The following is a 15,471-nucleotide window of genomic DNA, read 5'->3' as shown; positions in this document are numbered from 1 at the left end:
TTAGTTATCGTTTTCGGGGGTTTCTGCTTCTTCCAGTACCGGCTGAGCTGCGCTGTCGATCACGATGGTAATGTGGTTCGAGCGTTTCCGAATCCGGTGACCACGACCCTGCGGAGCGGGGCGCAGACGCTTCAACATCGGACCGCCATCCACGAAAATCGTTTTAACAAAGAGGTCGGCGTCTTCGATGCGCACGTCCTCGTTTTTTTGCTGCCAGTTGGCAACCGCCGACAACAGCACTTTCTGCAACGTTGCGGCAGCGGCCTGCGGCTGGTATTTCAATACACCAAGTGCCCGGCTAACGCGCTGACCACGAATAAGGTCGGCAATCAACCGCATCTTACGGGGCGACGTGGGCACATCTCTAAGTCTTGCTACTGCTTCCATTTGTCAGTTGTAGAGTTATAGTGTTGTAGTGTTGTATAGTTTGTGTTGCGTCAGCTAACGTTAAAACTTTACAACCATTCAACCTTACAACTTTAGTTTATCGTTTGCCCTTGTCTTTCTTTGCGGTGTGGCCCCGGAAGTTGCGGGTGGGCGAAAACTCACCCAGCTTGTGACCAACCATGTTCTCCGTTACATAAACCGGGATAAACTTGTTGCCGTTGTGAACAGCAAACGTGTGGCCTACGAAATCCGGCGAAATCATCGAACGACGCGACCAGGTTTTGATGACCGATTTCTTGCCCGAATCATTCTGCGCCTGCACTTTATTGTCCAGACGAAAATCAATATATGGGCCTTTTTTGAGTGAACGTGCCATTGTTATCTGTTACTTTTTGCGTCGGCTAATGATCATGCTGTTTGAAGCCTTATTCCTCTTGCGGGTCTTCTGACCTTTCGCCATCTGACCGTTGCGCGAACGCGGGTGACCACCCGAAGCCCGGCCTTCGCCACCACCCATCGGGTGATCGACAGGGTTCATTACCACACCACGAACGCGGGGGCGGATGCCTAACCAGCGATTTCGGCCCGCTTTACCCATCACCACGTTCATGTGGTCGGGGTTCGATACCGAACCAACCGTAGCCATACCGGCACTCAGTACCCGACGGGTCTCGCCCGAAGGCAAACGCAGGATAGCGTACTTATCTTCGCGGCCCACGAGTTGAGCATATGTGCCAGCCGAACGGGCCATCGAGCCACCTTTGCCCGGCACAAGTTCAATGTTATGCACAATCGTACCCAACGGCATCGAGCTTAACGGCAAAGCATTACCTACATCTGGAGTAACGCCTTCACCCGATATGATCGTTTGACCAACGGTGATCCCCTGTGGGGCAATGATGTAGCGTTTCTCGCCATCGGCGTATTGCACCAATGAGATGCGGGCCGAACGGTTGGGATCGTACTCGACAGTCAAAACTTCGGCAGGTTGGCCGACTTTATCGCGCTTGAAATCAATAATGCGGTAGTGCCGCTTATGACCTCCACCAATGTAGCGCATAGTGCGGTGGCCTTCGTTGTTTCGGCCACCGGTTCTCTTCAGGGGCTCCAGCAGGCTTCTTTCCGGCTTGGAGGTGGTTATTTCCGCAAAATCGGGTGCCACGCGAAAGCGGGTACTCGGCGTTACGGGTCTCAGTTTCTTAACTCCCATGACTGTTTTATTGGTAGGGCAACGCCCGGTTTACAGGTCCGCGTAAATGTCAATGATTTCGCCTTCTGCAACCGTCACGATTGCTTTCTTAATGGTTGGGGTCTTGCCCATCACAACGCGTCCGTTGATGTTCTTGCTTCGGTTTTTGCCGTACACCCGCATCGTATGAACCGATGCTACGTTAACGCTGTACATCTGCTCGACTGCCTTGGCAATCTCCAGCTTGTTCGCTTTCAGTTCGACCTCAAAAGCATACTTCCCCTGCTTGTTCAGGTCCGTCATCTTTTCAGTGACGATTGGTCGTTTCAGTACGTTCATGGTCTTATTGAGCAAACTGCGTTTGAATGGTTGACAGAGCCTCTTCGCTGATGAGCAGTTGGTCGGCGTTCATCAGATCGTAGGTATTTACCTGCGACGCCGTCGTTACCTTCGTTTTCTGCACATTCCGGCTCGACAGTACTACGTTCATGTTCACGTCGGGCAGAATCAGCAGGGTCTTACGACCGGCTACGTTCAGCGCGTTCAGGAACTGGATATAGTCTTTCGTGCGGGGTGCTTCGAGCGTGAGGTTGTCGATCACCGAAATTTTCTCGGCCTGCGCTTTCACAGCAAATGCCGATTTGCGGGCCAGTGCCTTCACTTTTTTGTTCAGCTTGAAGCTGTAGTCGCGGGGGCGAGGGCCGAAAATCGTGCCACCACCCACAAAAACGGGCGACTTGGCACTACCGGCGCGGGCACCGCCCGTACCTTTCTGCTTTTTCAGCTTGCGGGTCGAGCGTGATACTTCGGCCCGTTCTTTTGCTTTGTGCGTACCCTGACGCTGATTGGCCAGGTATTGTTTCACGTCGAGATAAATCGCGTGTTGGTTGGGCTGAATCCCGAACACTTCTTCTGGCAGCGTAACCTTCTTACCGGTGTCTTCGCCTTTGCTGTTATATACGATTACATCCATGGCCTATTTTTCGATAATAACGTATGAATTTTTAGCACCCGGAATCGAACCGCTAACAACGAGCAGGTTTTGCTCAGGCATAATCCGCAGAACGCGCAGGTTCTGTACTTTCACGCGGTTGCCACCCATCCGGCCTGCCATACGCAAGCCTTTGAATACACGCGAAGGGAACGAGCAGGCACCAATCGAACCTGGGTGACGACCCCGGTTGTGCTGACCGTGCGTTTGACCGCCAACCCCACCAAATCCATGACGTTTTACAACGCCCTGAAAACCGCGCCCTTTGGCTGTTCCGACCACGTCGATGAAGTCGCCTTCACCAAATACGTCGGCAGCCGTGAGTGTTTCGCCAAGGGTCAACTCGCGCTCGAATTCTTTGAATTCAACGAGTTTACGCTTGGGGTGGTGCCAGCCTTTTTGAAGTGGCCCATCTCCGGCTTGTTGGTGTGCTTTTCTTTCTTCTCGCCGAAACCCAGTTGCACAGCCGTGTAGCCATCTTTCTCGACGCTACGAACTTGAGTTACGACACAGGGACCCGTTTCAATGACTGTACATGCCAGAGCCTGCCCGTCCGCATTGTACACACTGGTCATCCCGATTTTTTTGCCAATTAAACCAGACATTTGTGTTTGTTTAAAGTAAGCAGGAAAATTTAAGGTACTCATTCCCAACTCAGAAGGCCCAACATGACGTTGAATAGCTCCGAATCGGGCCGCAAAGGTAAGAATATTTCGGAGTGATTCCTATTATGTGCTTAACCTTCAGCCCCGAACAACACAAAAAAGGTCAGGCGTATACACACCTGACCTTTTGCGAACAAACATAGCAGGGCATAGCAAGCCGTGTTTGCTCAGAGTCAGATGTGGTTTCCGGGTTAGCAGACCTTCACCTTCATATGTCGTTAACTCGCGTTCCGAGTTTGGGACTGCAAAAGTAGAAACTTTTCGCGAGAATTAGAAAAATTATTTTAAAGAAGTTTTTGTAAGGGGTTTGTTAAGCCTTTTTATCAGAGTCATGTAGACTTATGGCTTTGGATATAGCATCTGCATGATTGAAAATATCGTTTAATGAACCAAGTTCAAAGCGAGTTTCTTTCTTCGATTCATCTAACAATGCTATATATTTTTTCTGACCATTGAAATATAGTCTGCAAATGGGCTTCCGGTTGTTATCGTCAAGCAAAATAGCAAAGTAAGATTGTGCATCCCGATGAACAATACGAGCAGGATCAATTTGGCTTCTCAAAATGGCCCTCACCACGTAGAAAGCCTCTAATTCCTCTGCTGTCGTGACGACAGCAGGAGTTGTTTTCTCTTCTGTTGGGTTTGGTAATTCTACAGTTTGAGTGATTGCATCTTGCTCCTGCCCAAGTGCTGTTTTTAGCCTATCTGTAATCTGATCAGATATTGTGTGATGGAATGACTTACGAACTAATGTCGTAAAGTAATCCATCATTTTTGCATTCAGTTGACCGCTGTATACTTGTTTCGCGAAATGCCTGACGAGTGGATCAGATGGATTGACAAATTCATTGTGCATTAAGCTTTTCAACTCGCTGGTGTATTTCAACTCGCTGGCAGTTGACACTATTAAATCAACGTCGAAGTACGACTTGTGAAATTTTTTCAATTCCTCAACATGTTGCTCCTTCAAATCGAGCATATTTATTTCCAGAAATGGCTTTTCGTCCATTTTGTTAGACTCGACCAAATCAGTGTAAAACCGATATATAATTCCGTTTGTCAAGACGCCAAAACGCGCCTTTGTCACATGGAAGTAGCGTAGCAGTTGATTATCATGTAGTGTTAAACTTTGCGCCCAATGTTTGCATTCGATCAACATACACGGCTCCCCACCATCCCGAAGAATCGCGTAATCCACCTTTTCACCTTTCTTTGTTCCTATATCACTAATAAACTCAGGAACTACTTCGAGAGGGTTAAAAACATCATAACCCAAACATTGCAGAAAAGGCAAAATGAGGGCTGTCTTAGTAGCCTCCTCAGTATGAATAGAATCTTTTAATCGGACAACTCTGTCGCCTAACTGCTTGATTTGATCTTTAAAATCCATAACCGCAAACGTAAATTCTAATAAAAGTACAAAGTATTGTTTAGCAGTGAACTTAACCAGTGAACCCCAATTTATTATAATGAAATTAACTAAACGGTATAATTTACCAACTTGAGTGTAGCATAGCTTATCAACAGATTTCGCCAGAAAACAAGAAAGTAACTTAACACTCAGCCTTAACAATATGTCAAACCACAACGTTTACAAGCTGTGAACCACCTGTTTCCCTACATCGAACGCACGCTGCTCCACCCCGGCGTGACGATCAACGAACAGTATGAAGCCTACGACGATGTGACGCAACTCGGTTTGGCCGGGCTAACGGTCGCGCCGTTCTGGGTGAAAAAAGCCCGTCGCGAACTTGGCGACGAACACCCGGCAGTGCTTTCGGCGGTGATCGGGTTTCCGTTTGGCTACCAACGCACGGAGGTGAAGCAAGTAGAAGCCGAGTTGGCTTTGAAAGACGGAGCTACTGAACTGGAACTCGTACTGAATACCTCGGCCCTATTTTCGCCTACGTCGGTCTGGCTCAAAATTGAAGTCGCGAAGATGGTGGCCCTTGCCCATGCCCAGGAACGGCTACTAACGGTAGTACTGGAATCGTCGCTGCTGAATGACGAGCAGTTGCAGAAAATGATCAAATTAGCCGCCGACGCCGGGGCCGATTTCCTGAAAGATAGAACGGGGTTTGTAGAGTCGGAATGCCGTAACAGGCTCCACGAAGCACGCCAGTTTCGGGCGTTGGTGCCGCGCTCGGTGGGGGTAAAAATTGTAGCTGACTGGGCTACTAAGCAGGATATGGAACAATTAGTTGAAGCTGGTGTAGAACGGCTGGCGATAAAACAGTTGCCATTGTAACCACACGGTTAAAAAGTCGGCCCGATTTTTAAAACTCTGGTAATCTGACAACTATGAACTTTGCGATGGTATAGTTTACCTTCTAATCCAAAGCAAAGTTTATGAGAAAACTTCTTCTGTATCTATTCCTCAGCCTGCCACTACTATCCTTTGGCCAGCTAACGCCGGGCAGCCTTGCGTTTACCGGCTTTAACGCCGACGGTGCCGACAACCTGAACTTTGTAGTGCTGGATGCCATTTCAGCCAACACAACCATTTATTTCCGGGACGATGAGTGGCAGAATCCCGGCTTCAACACGGGCGAAAGCATCATTGTCTGGAATTCGGGTGGAGCGGTTATCCCAGCCGGTACGGTGGTAGCGTTCTCGAACATCAACCCAAGCCCGGCATCGCCCATCGTCGTCAGCGTTGGCTCGGCCACCATCACGGGCAACCGGGGTATCTCGAACGAAAACGACGCTGTATTCGCTTATCTCGGCACCAATGCCGACACGCCGACTACCTTTCTGGGTGCTATTTCTAACAACGGCGTTGTCGCCAATACGTTCGGAACGCTGGCCGGAACGGGTCTGGCAGTGGGCGTTACGGCTCTTTCGCTGACTGGCGAGATTGCCGTGGGTATCTACAACGGCCCCCGCACAGGCATCAGCCGGGCCTGCTATCCGTCGGTTCTCAACAATGCGGTCAACTGGCAGGTACAGCCCAACAGCGGTGGCGACCAATCAATTGATGGCATTGCGCCCGACCTGCCTTTCAGCACAACTGCCTTTACGTTTGGTTCAACCTGCCCCCTGCCAACAGTGGCGTTGAGTACAGCCACTCAGAGCGTAGGCGAAGCCAGCGGCACCATTGCCGTTACACTGGCAGTAACCAGCCCCGGCAGTGCGACCGGCTCAGTGCAATTAGCGTTGGGATCGGGGTCGGCGCAGAACGGCAGCGATTTTCTACTGATCGGTGCGCCGGTTACGGTAGCAATTCCGGCAGGTGCTACGTCGGTGGTGTATCGCATTGCAGTAGTAAACGACGGCATGGCCGAAGCTGACGAATACCTGACGCTGCGGCTACAAAACGCAATGGGGGTGCAGATTGGCTCGGTCAGTTCGCAGTTGGTGTTTATTCTCGACAACGATAATCCGGCCCCATCGCCCAGCTCGACGCTGAACCTGCAATTGCTCACCAGTTACCGGAACCCAACGGCTGGTTCGTCGGAGATTGTGGCGTATGAAAAAACCAGCAAACGGTTATTCATCGCCAACTCTGTTGCCAACCGCATCGACATTGTCAACTTCGCGAACCCGTCGGCTCCGGTAGCGTTGACGTCGATCAATGTATCGGCATTGGGCGGAAGCATCAACAGCGTTGCCACCCGCGATGGGCTGGTTGCTGCTGCTATCGAGAACACGAATAAAGTGCTGCCGGGGAAAGTAGTCTTTTTTGACCCGAACGGTCAGATTTTGAAGGAAGTGACGACGGGGGTATTACCCGACATGGTAGCGTTCTCGCCCGATGGCCGCTACGTATTGACCGCTGACGAAGGCGAACCGAACGACGACTACAGCATTGACCCAGAAGGCACAATAACAATTATCGATCTGATGGGTGGTGTTGCATCGCTGACGCAGAGCAATGTGACAACAGTGCGCTTCACGGCCTTCGACGATCAGAAGGTTTTTTTACGTAGCATAGGTGTTCGGCTCTATGGCCGCAAAGGCAACGTAAATAACGGTAGCACCGTATCGGAAGACCTTGAGCCAGAATACGTAACCTTCTCGACCGACTCACGCACGGCCTACGTTACTCTTCAGGAAAATAACGCCGTGGCGGTTGTCGATCTGGTTGCTAAACGCGTAACGGCGATTAAGCCCCTCGGCCTCAAAAACCACAACACCGACGCCAACGCCCTCGACCCCACCGATCAGGGCGGTATTCCGGCTCTGCAAAAGCTACCGGTTTTCGGAGTCTATCAACCCGACGCCATCGCTACGTTTACGTCGGGCGGACAATCGTACCTGATTACGGCCAACGAAGGAGACGCCCGCGAGTATGCCGCGCTGACGGAGGTAGTACGCGTCGGCGCAGCCAGTTACGTACTTGATCCAACGGTATTCCCGAATGCGGCTGAGTTAAAGAACAACCTATTGCTGGGTCGGCTCAACGTTACCAACCAGTCGGGCGATACAGATGGCGATGGCGACTTCGACCAGATTCATGCTTACGGTTCGCGTTCGTTCACGATTTGGAACACGAATGGTAATTTAGTCTGGGACAGTGGCGATCAGCTCGAACGCATTACGCGGGCGCAGGTGCCACTGCTGTTCAACGTCAACAATAGCGATGGCAACCCGGCCCCAAAGAACCGCAGCGACGACAAAGGCCCCGAACCCGAAGGCGTAACCACCGCCAACATCAACGGACGCGTGTATGCATTTGTGGCCCTGGAACGCATCGGGGGTGTAATGGTATATGACGTAACCACGCCGACTGCTCCGCAATTTGTGACGTACACGGTGAACCGCACAGCCCCCACAGCGTCACCCAATACCGACGACCGGGGTGCCGAGGGCATCATCTATATCCCGGCCAACGATAGCCCAAACGGTAACGGTCTGGTGTTGCTCGCTAACGAAACCAGCAACTCGCTTTCTATTTACCAGATCAATTCGTCGGTCAGCAGCCTGTCGCTGGCTCAGCCGATGTATGATTGTAACACGGGTCAGATTACGTTTAACCCGGTTGGGGGCGATGGTTCACCCATTACGTTTATCGCGCCGGGCATCAGCCGAACATCGCCAACGAGCCTGACCGGAATTGTTGAGGCTGGTCTTCGCAACGATCCAAAACCAATCAGCATCACGGCCATTCAGAGTGGCCGGAGCGTAAGCGTTACGTTCGATATCAGCGCGTTTTGCGCCCAGCAACTCAACACTACCGACTTAGTGCTGCTGCCGCCTACTTACGACTGCGCAACCGGAGCCATCACGTTTGTAACAGCCGGGGGCAACGGTTCGCCCATTACGTTCGCTGCGCCCGGCGTTCGGCGGATGTCGGCCATGAGTCCTAACGGCGTCATAGAACCTGAACTCCGAAACGACCCACGCCCGCTGATTATTCAGGCAACGCAAGGGAATCGCACGGTTAGTACGACGTTCGATTTCGCGGCCTTCTGCGTGAGTCGTGCGCGTAAGGCGGCTGCCGACACTGAAAAAACCTTTGTCGTAACGGTACAAGGCAATCCAACGCTGGCCGATCAGGTGCAGGTAATCGTGCGCGGTGCCGAAGGGCAACGGCTGCGGCTGACCGTGCGCGACGTACAAGGGCGCGTAGTGAGCGACCAGACCGTTGAACAGGCCGATGCCGTTGAGCGGCAAACAGTTGGTTTAGGACGCACGTCGGGGTTGTATCTGCTACAGGCTCAGACCGGCACACTGACGAAAACGGTAAAAGTGGTTCGTCAATAACTGTTTTCAACCGCGAACACCCCAGCTTCCGGTTCGGCGGTTGGGGTGTTCGCGTTTTTTCGATAAAACCAACGTAGAGTTGCTGTATATTTTCAGTAGTATTGTAACCCGAAAATCACATTCACCTATAGTTAACTATATGCGTTTACCACTATTGCTCATATTTTTATTTGTTTCGTCTTTGACAATTGCTCAAAACGCTGCTTTTCAGCCCTTTGAAGTTGACAGCATTGCCGAGCCACGTGGTGGTATGCCCTATTTGAATACCTTTTTGCAGACCAACCTCCGCAAACCTGTTCGGGCCGCAGCCGATGGCATCAGTGGGCGGGTGATTCTGTCGGCGATTATTAATCCCGACGCGTCGGTGTCAGACATTACATTGGCTCGTTCGCTCCGGCCCGATTGCGACCAGGAAGCGATGCGGGTATTTCGCTTATTCCGCGCCTGGCGACCGGCCTATAAAGACGGTAAACCCGTTCGGCAACTTGTCAGCGTGCCGGTTGCGTTCACTAAAAATGAACCGTTCCTGTACGTTGGTGGCGTTAAAATCAGCCACTACGATGAGGATGAGAAAGCGGTGACTGACTCCAGTCAGGCACAATACAAGCAACTTTTGCCTTTAGACTCGGTAGGTATGCCTACTGGCGATCTGGTTGTTTACAAGCGCAAGCCAAAAGGCTGGGCCGAAGCAGTCCGGTTGCCTTTGCAACGCAAAAAGCACTGGAAGCGTGGGCCATCTAAGCAAACCTTATTTTTAACCGGACATCAGGACGCCGACGGGCAATGGCTGGGAAGGGTTTATACCGTTGATGAAACGGGCACATTAGTTGAGCAGACCGATTACGAGGAGGGGCAGCGCGTGGGGAGTGCGATACAGTACCATGCCAACGGCGTTGTGGCCGAAAAGTCGGATGAGCTGACCGAAGGGTATGCGTTGTCATCATGGTATCCGAGCGGGCAGATTCAGCAAATCTGGCAAACGGGCAAGCTCAAACAATTAGAGCGTTCTACTCCCGAACGGGTATTATCGTTCTGGGATAGCACAGGCCGACAGTTGATAACCGAAGGTAATGGTCCGTTTTTAACCGTAAAACGCGTTGAATCAAAGCGCGATACAACCCAGCAGACCGACTACACCGAACAGGGGCAGTATGTTGGCGGTTTGCGCGAGGGCATCTGGACGGGTCGCTACGCCGACGATTCGTATGGGTATGAAGAGCGTTACGAAAAAGGCATCTGTCAGGCCGGGAAAGCATTCTCCGCCGACGGCGACACAACACGCTACACCGAGCGCGAAAAACAACCGGAGTTTAAGGGCGGGCTGACCGGACTTGGCGAGTTTCTATCGCAGAACCTGCATTACCCCAGCGATGCCCAACGCGCCAGGATCGAAGGCAAAGTGTTTGTCAGCTTCGTAGTCTGCACCGATGGTACGCTCTGCGATTATGAGGTATTGAAAGGAGTCGCTCCCAGCGTCGATCAGGAAGCTTTGCGCGTTATCAAGAAAATGAGCGGTCGCTGGAAACCGGGCTATGAGCGCGGTAAACCCGTCCGGGTGAAATACAACCTGCCGATAAATTTTATGTTGCATTGATTAAGGTGTCTTTGTCAGGCCGCTTCGTATTTTTGCCGGATAACTTTCGGCGTAATGGAGCTTAAGCAGATTCCCCTTCATCACATTCATCAGCAGTTGGGCGCGAAAATTGTGCCGTTTGCGGGCTTCGAGATGCCCGTTCGCTACACCTCCGACCTTGACGAACACAACACTGTCCGTAATGGCGTTGGCATTTTCGACGTCTCCCACATGGGCGAATTTATCGTGAAAGGCAACGATGCGCTGGCCCTGATTCAGCGCGTGTCGGCCAACGATGCGAGTGCGCTGTTCGATGGAAAAGTGCAATATAGCTACCTGCCCAACGGTCGGGGCGGCATTGTTGACGATTTGCTGGTATACCGCATCAGCGAAACCGAGTATATGCTCGTGGTGAATGCGTCGAACATCGAAAAAGACTGGAACTGGATTAATCAGCACATACGCGATACCGATCAGCTTACACTCGTCAACGTTTCCGACGATATGTGTCTGTTTGCCGTGCAGGGGCCATTAGCTGCCAAAGCCCTCGAATCGCTGACGCCCGCCGACCTCGAAATGACGTATTATACGTTCGAGAAGGCTGACTTCGCCGGTATGGCAAACGTGATTGTATCGGCAACGGGCTATACTGGCGCGGGTGGCTTTGAAATCTACGTCTCCAACCATCAGGCCGAAGTTGTCTGGAACGCCATCATGGAAGCGGGCGCGCCCTACGGCATCAAACCTATCGGCCTGGGTGCCCGCGATACGCTCCGGCTCGAAATGGGCTACAACCTCTACGGCAATGACATCACCGACGAAACGTCGCCCATTGAAGCCGGATTAGGCTGGGTCACGAAATTCACGCACGATTTCATAGACGCCGATTTATTAAAACAACAGAAAACCCAGGGCATTTCCCGCAAACTTGTGGGTTTTGAGATGATTGACCGGGGCATCCCACGCGGCCACTACCCCATCTGCGACGCCGACGGAAACACCATCGGCGAAGTTACATCGGGTACGCAATCGCCATCGCTCGGCAAAGGCATCGGCCTCGGTTACGTGCCAACCGCTTTCAGTAAGCCCGGCACCGAAATTTTCATTAATGTACGCGACCGGCGGCTGAAGGCGGTGGTGGTTAAATTGCCCTTTATCAAGAAATGATGGAATACAGATGAAACACATTGACGTTTGTTTAACGCCCGATTTGCTGCACCTGCATACCATCGAGAACACGATTGTGGTGGTAGCCGACGTGTTCCGGGCTACTTCGTGCATGGTAACGGCCTTTGCCTATGGTGTCAATAGCATTGTTCCGGTGGCGACCATCGAGGAGTGCCGCCAATGGCAGGAACGCGGCTATTTGGCCGCTGCCGAGCGCAACGCCCGCAAAGTAGAGGGCTTTGAATTAGACAACTCGCCGTTCACCTACATGACCGAGCAGATTCGCGGAGCCAACATCGCCGTAACAACCACCAACGGTACGCTGGCAATCACCAAATCGCGCTCGGCAGTGAAAGTGCTGGTTGGGTCGTTCCTGAATTTAGATGCCATTGCTCGTTATCTAAAGTCAGAACGATATGACGTTATGGTACTTTGTGCGGGTTGGAAGGGTCGTGTCAATATGGAAGATACGCTCTTTGCCGGGGCACTCATCGACCGACTCAAAGATAGTTTTGCCCTGGCCGAAGACAGTGCGATCATGGCCCATCGGCTCTACTGCGATGGTAAAGACAACTTAGTCAGCTATATGGCAAATGCCTCGCACATCCGGCGTTTGCAAAAACTCGGCATTCAGCGCGACATTACATACTGCCTGCAACATGACCTCTACGAAGAGATTCCTGTTTTGCGCGGTAATGCGCTGGTACGTCTTTAATGAAGACGTACCCCTTCTCGGCCTGATTGCCTAACTTGCTGCATGATCTCGAAAAAAGACACAACGGGCTTCGATTTCGACCAATTTCGCACCATTCGCGAACGGTCAATCGGGCGGCTTTTGTGGCGTATGAAACGGTATCTGGATGGTTTTATGGAACCTCGCTTACACGCAGCCGGATACGTGAATTTTAAAATGAGCTATCTGGCGTTTTTAGCGAACATCGACGAGAAAGGCATCACTAATAATGAGCTGGCTCGACGGGCGGGCGTTACAAAGCAGATGATGAGTAAGACCGTGAGTCTGCTGGAAAGCGAAGGGTATATCTATACAGAGAAAAATCCCGCCGATTCCCGGTCAAAAGTTATTTTTCTGAATGAACGCGGTAAACAGCTTTTTGTCGTATTACGAGATACGTTTCAGGAAGCCCGCAATAAATTTGACGACATTGTGGGCTACGAGCGTGTAGAACAGTTAATCGACACGTTAGTTGTATTGACAGCGGCTCTCGAAAAAGAAGAGCCGTAATTTATATCAATATCAATGCGCCTGTTCATTCACACGTCTCTATCTGAAACCAACCGAATTGCCCTGCGTCAGCACGTTGGCGACACGCATACGCTCCTGTTTCGCAACGAACTTTCTGCCGATGAGCAGCAACCGGCGTTTCAGCAATCCGACGCTCTGCTGGGAAATCCGTCCGCCGAATGGTTTGCCAACGCGCCTAACCTGAAGTTCTGGCAATTAGACTCTGCTGGTTTCGATAAATATAGCAACCTTACGTTATCGATTCCGGTCTGTAACATGGGCGATTTTTTCGCCTGGCCCTGCGCCGAAACCATTGTGGGTGGTATTATGGCCCTATATCGTCGGTTGGATGAGCTGGCGGTGCTTCAACGACAGAAACAGTGGATTGGTGTTCCGCTTCGGCATACTATGAGCCTGTTGCATCGGCAAAATGTTGTCATCCTGGGAGCGGGTAGCATTGGTCTGGCCGTGCGCACGATTCTAAACGGCTTCGAGTGCCGCGTTCAGCTATTGGCCCGGACCGACCCTGCGGCTGAATTGCATACCACCGATGAATTAATGGCGGTGTTGCCCCAAACCGATTTGGTCATCAACTGCCTGCCCGGCTCTGCCGACCGCTTTATTACGGCAGATATGTTACAGACCATGAAGTCCGGTAGCGTATTTGCCAACGTCGGGCGCGGCAATACAGTTGATGAATTGGCGTTGATCGACGCGTTGCAGCGCGGACACCTCGGCGGGGCGGTCCTGGACGTAACGGCTACTGAACCCCTGCCCCAGACCAGCCCGCTATGGGCCATGTCCAACGTGATTCTGACTCAGCATACAGCGGGCGGACAACGCAACGAAGACGAGGGGAAGATGGTACAGTTCGTGCGCAACCTGCGAAAATTTGAACAGGGCCAAATCCTGGAAAACCAGATTTCACTGAACCGAGGGTACTGAAAATGGCGCGAGCCGGTCCGACGTATCGGTTGGCTCGCGCCAGATAATTACATATTGATGGCCCGGTTGCCGGTTGCGGCCAAACAGGCTTCTTTGAACGCTTCGGTGTAGGTCGGGTGCGCGTGCGACATTCGGGTAATATCTTCTGCTGAAGCCCGGAATTCCATAGCCACTACGGCTTCGGCAATTATATCAGCCGCACGTGGGCCAATGATGTGAACACCCAAAATCTCGTCGGAATCTTTGTGCGCCAGTACTTTCGCCAATCCGTCAATGTCCATACTGGCCCGCGCCCGGCCCAGGGCTTTGAACGGAAACGAACCCGTTTTATAGGGAATGCCCTCCTGCTTCAGTTCTTCCTCGGTATAGCCCACAGCCGCCACTTCGGGCCAGGTGTACACTACATTCGGAATAAGCCGGTAATGGATGTGTGGCTTCTGACCCACAATCGTTTCGGCAATAAATGTGCCTTCTTCTTCGGCCTTGTGCGCCAGCATGGCCCCGCGAATCACGTCGCCGAGGGCATAAATGTGCGGTACGCTCGTTCGTAGATAGCTATCGACCTCAACCTTACCCCGCGCGTCGGCTTTCAGGCCAGCCGCTTCGAGGTTCAGCCCATCGGTATAGGGCCGCCGACCTACCGATACTAAGCAATAATCGCCGGTGAGCGTTATTTGCTTGTTATCGGGCGTATCGATGCTTACCTCTACTTCTTCACCCTTGTTTTCGACTTTCGTCACTTTGTGGTTAAAGTAGAAATCGGCGCCAAGTTTTTTAATGGCTTTCTGCAATTCTTTGCCCATCGTTTTATCCATTGTTGGGATCATCGAATCGGCAAATTCTACGAACGACACGTTGGCACCCAGCCGGGCATAAACCGAACCTAACTCAGCACCAATCACACCCGCACCTATAATAATCAGGTGCTTCGGCACCTGCTCTAATTTCAGGGCTTCGGTCGATGTGATGACCCGTTTTTTGTCGATAGGCATCGACGGGAATGACATGGGTTTTGAGCCGGTGGCGATAACTATGTTTTTACCCTTGATCGTTTCTTCGCCCCCGTCGTTTTTGGCAATCTTCACCGTATGCGCATCCACAAATGAGCCAAGCCCGTAATACGTGTCGATCTTATTTTTCTTCATCAGAAACGCTATACCCTTCGTTGTCTGATCCACAACGTCCTGCTTGCGTTTGATCATCTGGGGCAGATCAACCTGTAGGCTGTCGAGCCTGATGCCATGTTCGGCGAAGGTGTGGGCCGCATTATAAAAATGCTCCGACGAATCGAGCAGGGCTTTCGACGGAATGCAGCCTACATTCAGGCAGGTGCCACCCAATGTGGGATATTTTTCGATGATGGCTGTTTTAAGTCCAAGCTGAGCTGCCCGAATGGCACCCGTATAGCCGCCCGGCCCCGCACCAATAAAAATAACATCGTATTCCATTCCTGAATTTGGTCAAAGTTTAAAGTGCAACGTTACCCGTTGAACTGTGTATTTGAATAGCATTTCAGGCGCAAATTTGGTTCAGAAATCGGTTCGCCAAACCGATTTTAAAAATTTCGTGTTGCAACGGGCAGCGGGTGGTCTGTATCAGCAACCA

The 15,471-nt window shown here is 51.7% G+C and carries 15 protein-coding genes and 1 pseudogene; 7 read left to right on the top strand and 9 right to left on the bottom strand.

The window, feature by feature from the left end; genetic code table 11:
- The 8 genes and pseudogenes from rplV to AWR27_RS23730 form a co-directional block, all read right to left on the bottom strand.
- Positions 1 to 387, bottom strand: coding sequence for a 50S ribosomal protein L22 (gene rplV / locus AWR27_RS23760; RefSeq protein ID WP_077133485.1), 387 nt, complete (start codon positions 385 to 387; stop codon positions 1 to 3).
- Between the two features lie 97 nt (positions 388 to 484).
- A complete protein-coding gene (gene rpsS, locus AWR27_RS23755) occupies positions 485 to 763 on the bottom strand; it encodes a 30S ribosomal protein S19 (protein ID WP_012930238.1) in 279 nt (92 codons plus the stop codon).
- Positions 764 to 772: 9 nt separating this feature from the next.
- Positions 773 to 1,597, bottom strand: coding sequence for a 50S ribosomal protein L2 (gene rplB / locus AWR27_RS23750; RefSeq protein ID WP_077133484.1), 825 nt, complete (start codon positions 1,595 to 1,597; stop codon positions 773 to 775).
- Between the two features lie 30 nt (positions 1,598 to 1,627).
- Positions 1,628 to 1,915, bottom strand: a complete 288-nt coding sequence (gene rplW, locus AWR27_RS23745; RefSeq protein ID WP_077133483.1) for a 50S ribosomal protein L23 — start codon at positions 1,913 to 1,915, stop codon at positions 1,628 to 1,630.
- 4 nt (positions 1,916 to 1,919) lie between these two features.
- Positions 1,920 to 2,549 carry a 50S ribosomal protein L4 gene (gene rplD / locus AWR27_RS23740; protein WP_077133482.1) on the bottom strand — a complete coding sequence of 210 codons (630 nt, stop codon included), beginning with the start codon at positions 2,547 to 2,549 and terminating at the stop codon, positions 1,920 to 1,922.
- Between the two features lie 3 nt (positions 2,550 to 2,552).
- A pseudogene (gene rplC, locus AWR27_RS23735) lies at positions 2,553 to 2,966 on the bottom strand (50S ribosomal protein L3); the annotation flags it as partial.
- Positions 2,906 to 3,172, bottom strand: coding sequence for a large ribosomal subunit protein uL3 (locus AWR27_RS25885; protein WP_232325915.1), 267 nt, complete (start codon positions 3,170 to 3,172; stop codon positions 2,906 to 2,908). The pseudogene rplC and the gene AWR27_RS25885, both read right to left, overlap by 61 nt.
- A gap of 370 nt (positions 3,173 to 3,542) precedes the next feature.
- Positions 3,543 to 4,622: a type I restriction endonuclease gene (locus tag AWR27_RS23730; protein WP_077134175.1), complete on the bottom strand. Its 1,080-nt coding sequence runs from the start codon at positions 4,620 to 4,622 to the stop codon at positions 3,543 to 3,545.
- A gap of 210 nt (positions 4,623 to 4,832) precedes the next feature.
- Here AWR27_RS23730 and AWR27_RS23725 point away from each other — a divergent pair, with 210 nt between their 5' ends.
- The 7 genes from AWR27_RS23725 (at position 4,833) to AWR27_RS23695 (ending at position 13,866) form a co-directional block, all read left to right on the top strand.
- Positions 4,833 to 5,480 (top strand): hypothetical protein, encoded by a 648-nt coding sequence (locus tag AWR27_RS23725; RefSeq protein WP_077133481.1) that lies wholly within the window; start codon positions 4,833 to 4,835, stop codon positions 5,478 to 5,480.
- Positions 5,481 to 5,581: 101 nt separating this feature from the next.
- Positions 5,582 to 8,938 (top strand): choice-of-anchor I family protein, encoded by a 3,357-nt coding sequence (locus AWR27_RS23720; RefSeq protein ID WP_077133480.1) that lies wholly within the window; start codon positions 5,582 to 5,584, stop codon positions 8,936 to 8,938.
- 181 nt (positions 8,939 to 9,119) lie between these two features.
- Positions 9,120 to 10,532: an energy transducer TonB gene (locus tag AWR27_RS23715; RefSeq protein ID WP_232325914.1), complete on the top strand. Its 1,413-nt coding sequence runs from the start codon at positions 9,120 to 9,122 to the stop codon at positions 10,530 to 10,532.
- A 54-nt stretch (positions 10,533 to 10,586) separates the two neighbouring features.
- Positions 10,587 to 11,678 carry a glycine cleavage system aminomethyltransferase GcvT gene (gene gcvT, locus AWR27_RS23710; RefSeq protein ID WP_077133479.1) on the top strand — a complete coding sequence of 364 codons (1,092 nt, stop codon included), beginning with the start codon at positions 10,587 to 10,589 and terminating at the stop codon, positions 11,676 to 11,678.
- A 10-nt stretch (positions 11,679 to 11,688) separates the two neighbouring features.
- Positions 11,689 to 12,393, top strand: a complete 705-nt coding sequence (locus AWR27_RS23705) for a 2-phosphosulfolactate phosphatase (RefSeq protein WP_077133478.1) — start codon at positions 11,689 to 11,691, stop codon at positions 12,391 to 12,393.
- Between the two features lie 42 nt (positions 12,394 to 12,435).
- Positions 12,436 to 12,921, top strand: coding sequence for a MarR family winged helix-turn-helix transcriptional regulator (locus tag AWR27_RS23700; protein ID WP_077133477.1), 486 nt, complete (start codon positions 12,436 to 12,438; stop codon positions 12,919 to 12,921).
- A 15-nt stretch (positions 12,922 to 12,936) separates the two neighbouring features.
- Positions 12,937 to 13,866, top strand: a complete 930-nt coding sequence (locus tag AWR27_RS23695) for a D-2-hydroxyacid dehydrogenase (RefSeq protein ID WP_077133476.1) — start codon at positions 12,937 to 12,939, stop codon at positions 13,864 to 13,866.
- A gap of 47 nt (positions 13,867 to 13,913) precedes the next feature.
- Here AWR27_RS23695 and lpdA read toward each other — a convergent pair whose 3' ends face one another.
- Positions 13,914 to 15,314, bottom strand: a complete 1,401-nt coding sequence (gene lpdA / locus AWR27_RS23690) for a dihydrolipoyl dehydrogenase (protein ID WP_077133475.1) — start codon at positions 15,312 to 15,314, stop codon at positions 13,914 to 13,916.
- Positions 15,315 to 15,471: the final 157 nt, after the last annotated feature.

The sequence above is a fragment of the Spirosoma montaniterrae genome (assembly GCF_001988955.1).
GTDB lineage: Bacteria > Bacteroidota > Bacteroidia > Cytophagales > Spirosomataceae > Spirosoma > Spirosoma montaniterrae.
The sequence above is the reverse complement of the archived record's forward strand: the minus strand, read 5'-3'. Positions and strand labels throughout refer to the sequence as shown.

Coding starts and splice junctions, on each gene's coding strand:
- rplV (WP_077133485.1), bottom strand. CDS start 387: ATGGAAGCAGTAGCAAGACTTAGAGATGTGCCCACGTCGCCCCGTAAG.
- rpsS (WP_012930238.1), bottom strand. CDS start 763: ATGGCACGTTCACTCAAAAAAGGCCCATATATTGATTTTCGTCTGGAC.
- rplB (WP_077133484.1), bottom strand. CDS start 1,597: ATGGGAGTTAAGAAACTGAGACCCGTAACGCCGAGTACCCGCTTTCGC.
- rplW (WP_077133483.1), bottom strand. CDS start 1,915: ATGAACGTACTGAAACGACCAATCGTCACTGAAAAGATGACGGACCTG.
- rplD (WP_077133482.1), bottom strand. CDS start 2,549: ATGGATGTAATCGTATATAACAGCAAAGGCGAAGACACCGGTAAGAAG.
- AWR27_RS25885 (WP_232325915.1), bottom strand. CDS start 3,172: ATGTCTGGTTTAATTGGCAAAAAAATCGGGATGACCAGTGTGTACAAT.
- AWR27_RS23730 (WP_077134175.1), bottom strand. CDS start 4,622: ATGGATTTTAAAGATCAAATCAAGCAGTTAGGCGACAGAGTTGTCCGA.
- AWR27_RS23720 (WP_077133480.1), top strand. CDS start 5,582: ATGAGAAAACTTCTTCTGTATCTATTCCTCAGCCTGCCACTACTATCC.
- gcvT (WP_077133479.1), top strand. CDS start 10,587: ATGGAGCTTAAGCAGATTCCCCTTCATCACATTCATCAGCAGTTGGGC.
- AWR27_RS23705 (WP_077133478.1), top strand. CDS start 11,689: ATGAAACACATTGACGTTTGTTTAACGCCCGATTTGCTGCACCTGCAT.
- AWR27_RS23700 (WP_077133477.1), top strand. CDS start 12,436: ATGATCTCGAAAAAAGACACAACGGGCTTCGATTTCGACCAATTTCGC.
- AWR27_RS23695 (WP_077133476.1), top strand. CDS start 12,937: ATGCGCCTGTTCATTCACACGTCTCTATCTGAAACCAACCGAATTGCC.
- lpdA (WP_077133475.1), bottom strand. CDS start 15,314: ATGGAATACGATGTTATTTTTATTGGTGCGGGGCCGGGCGGCTATACG.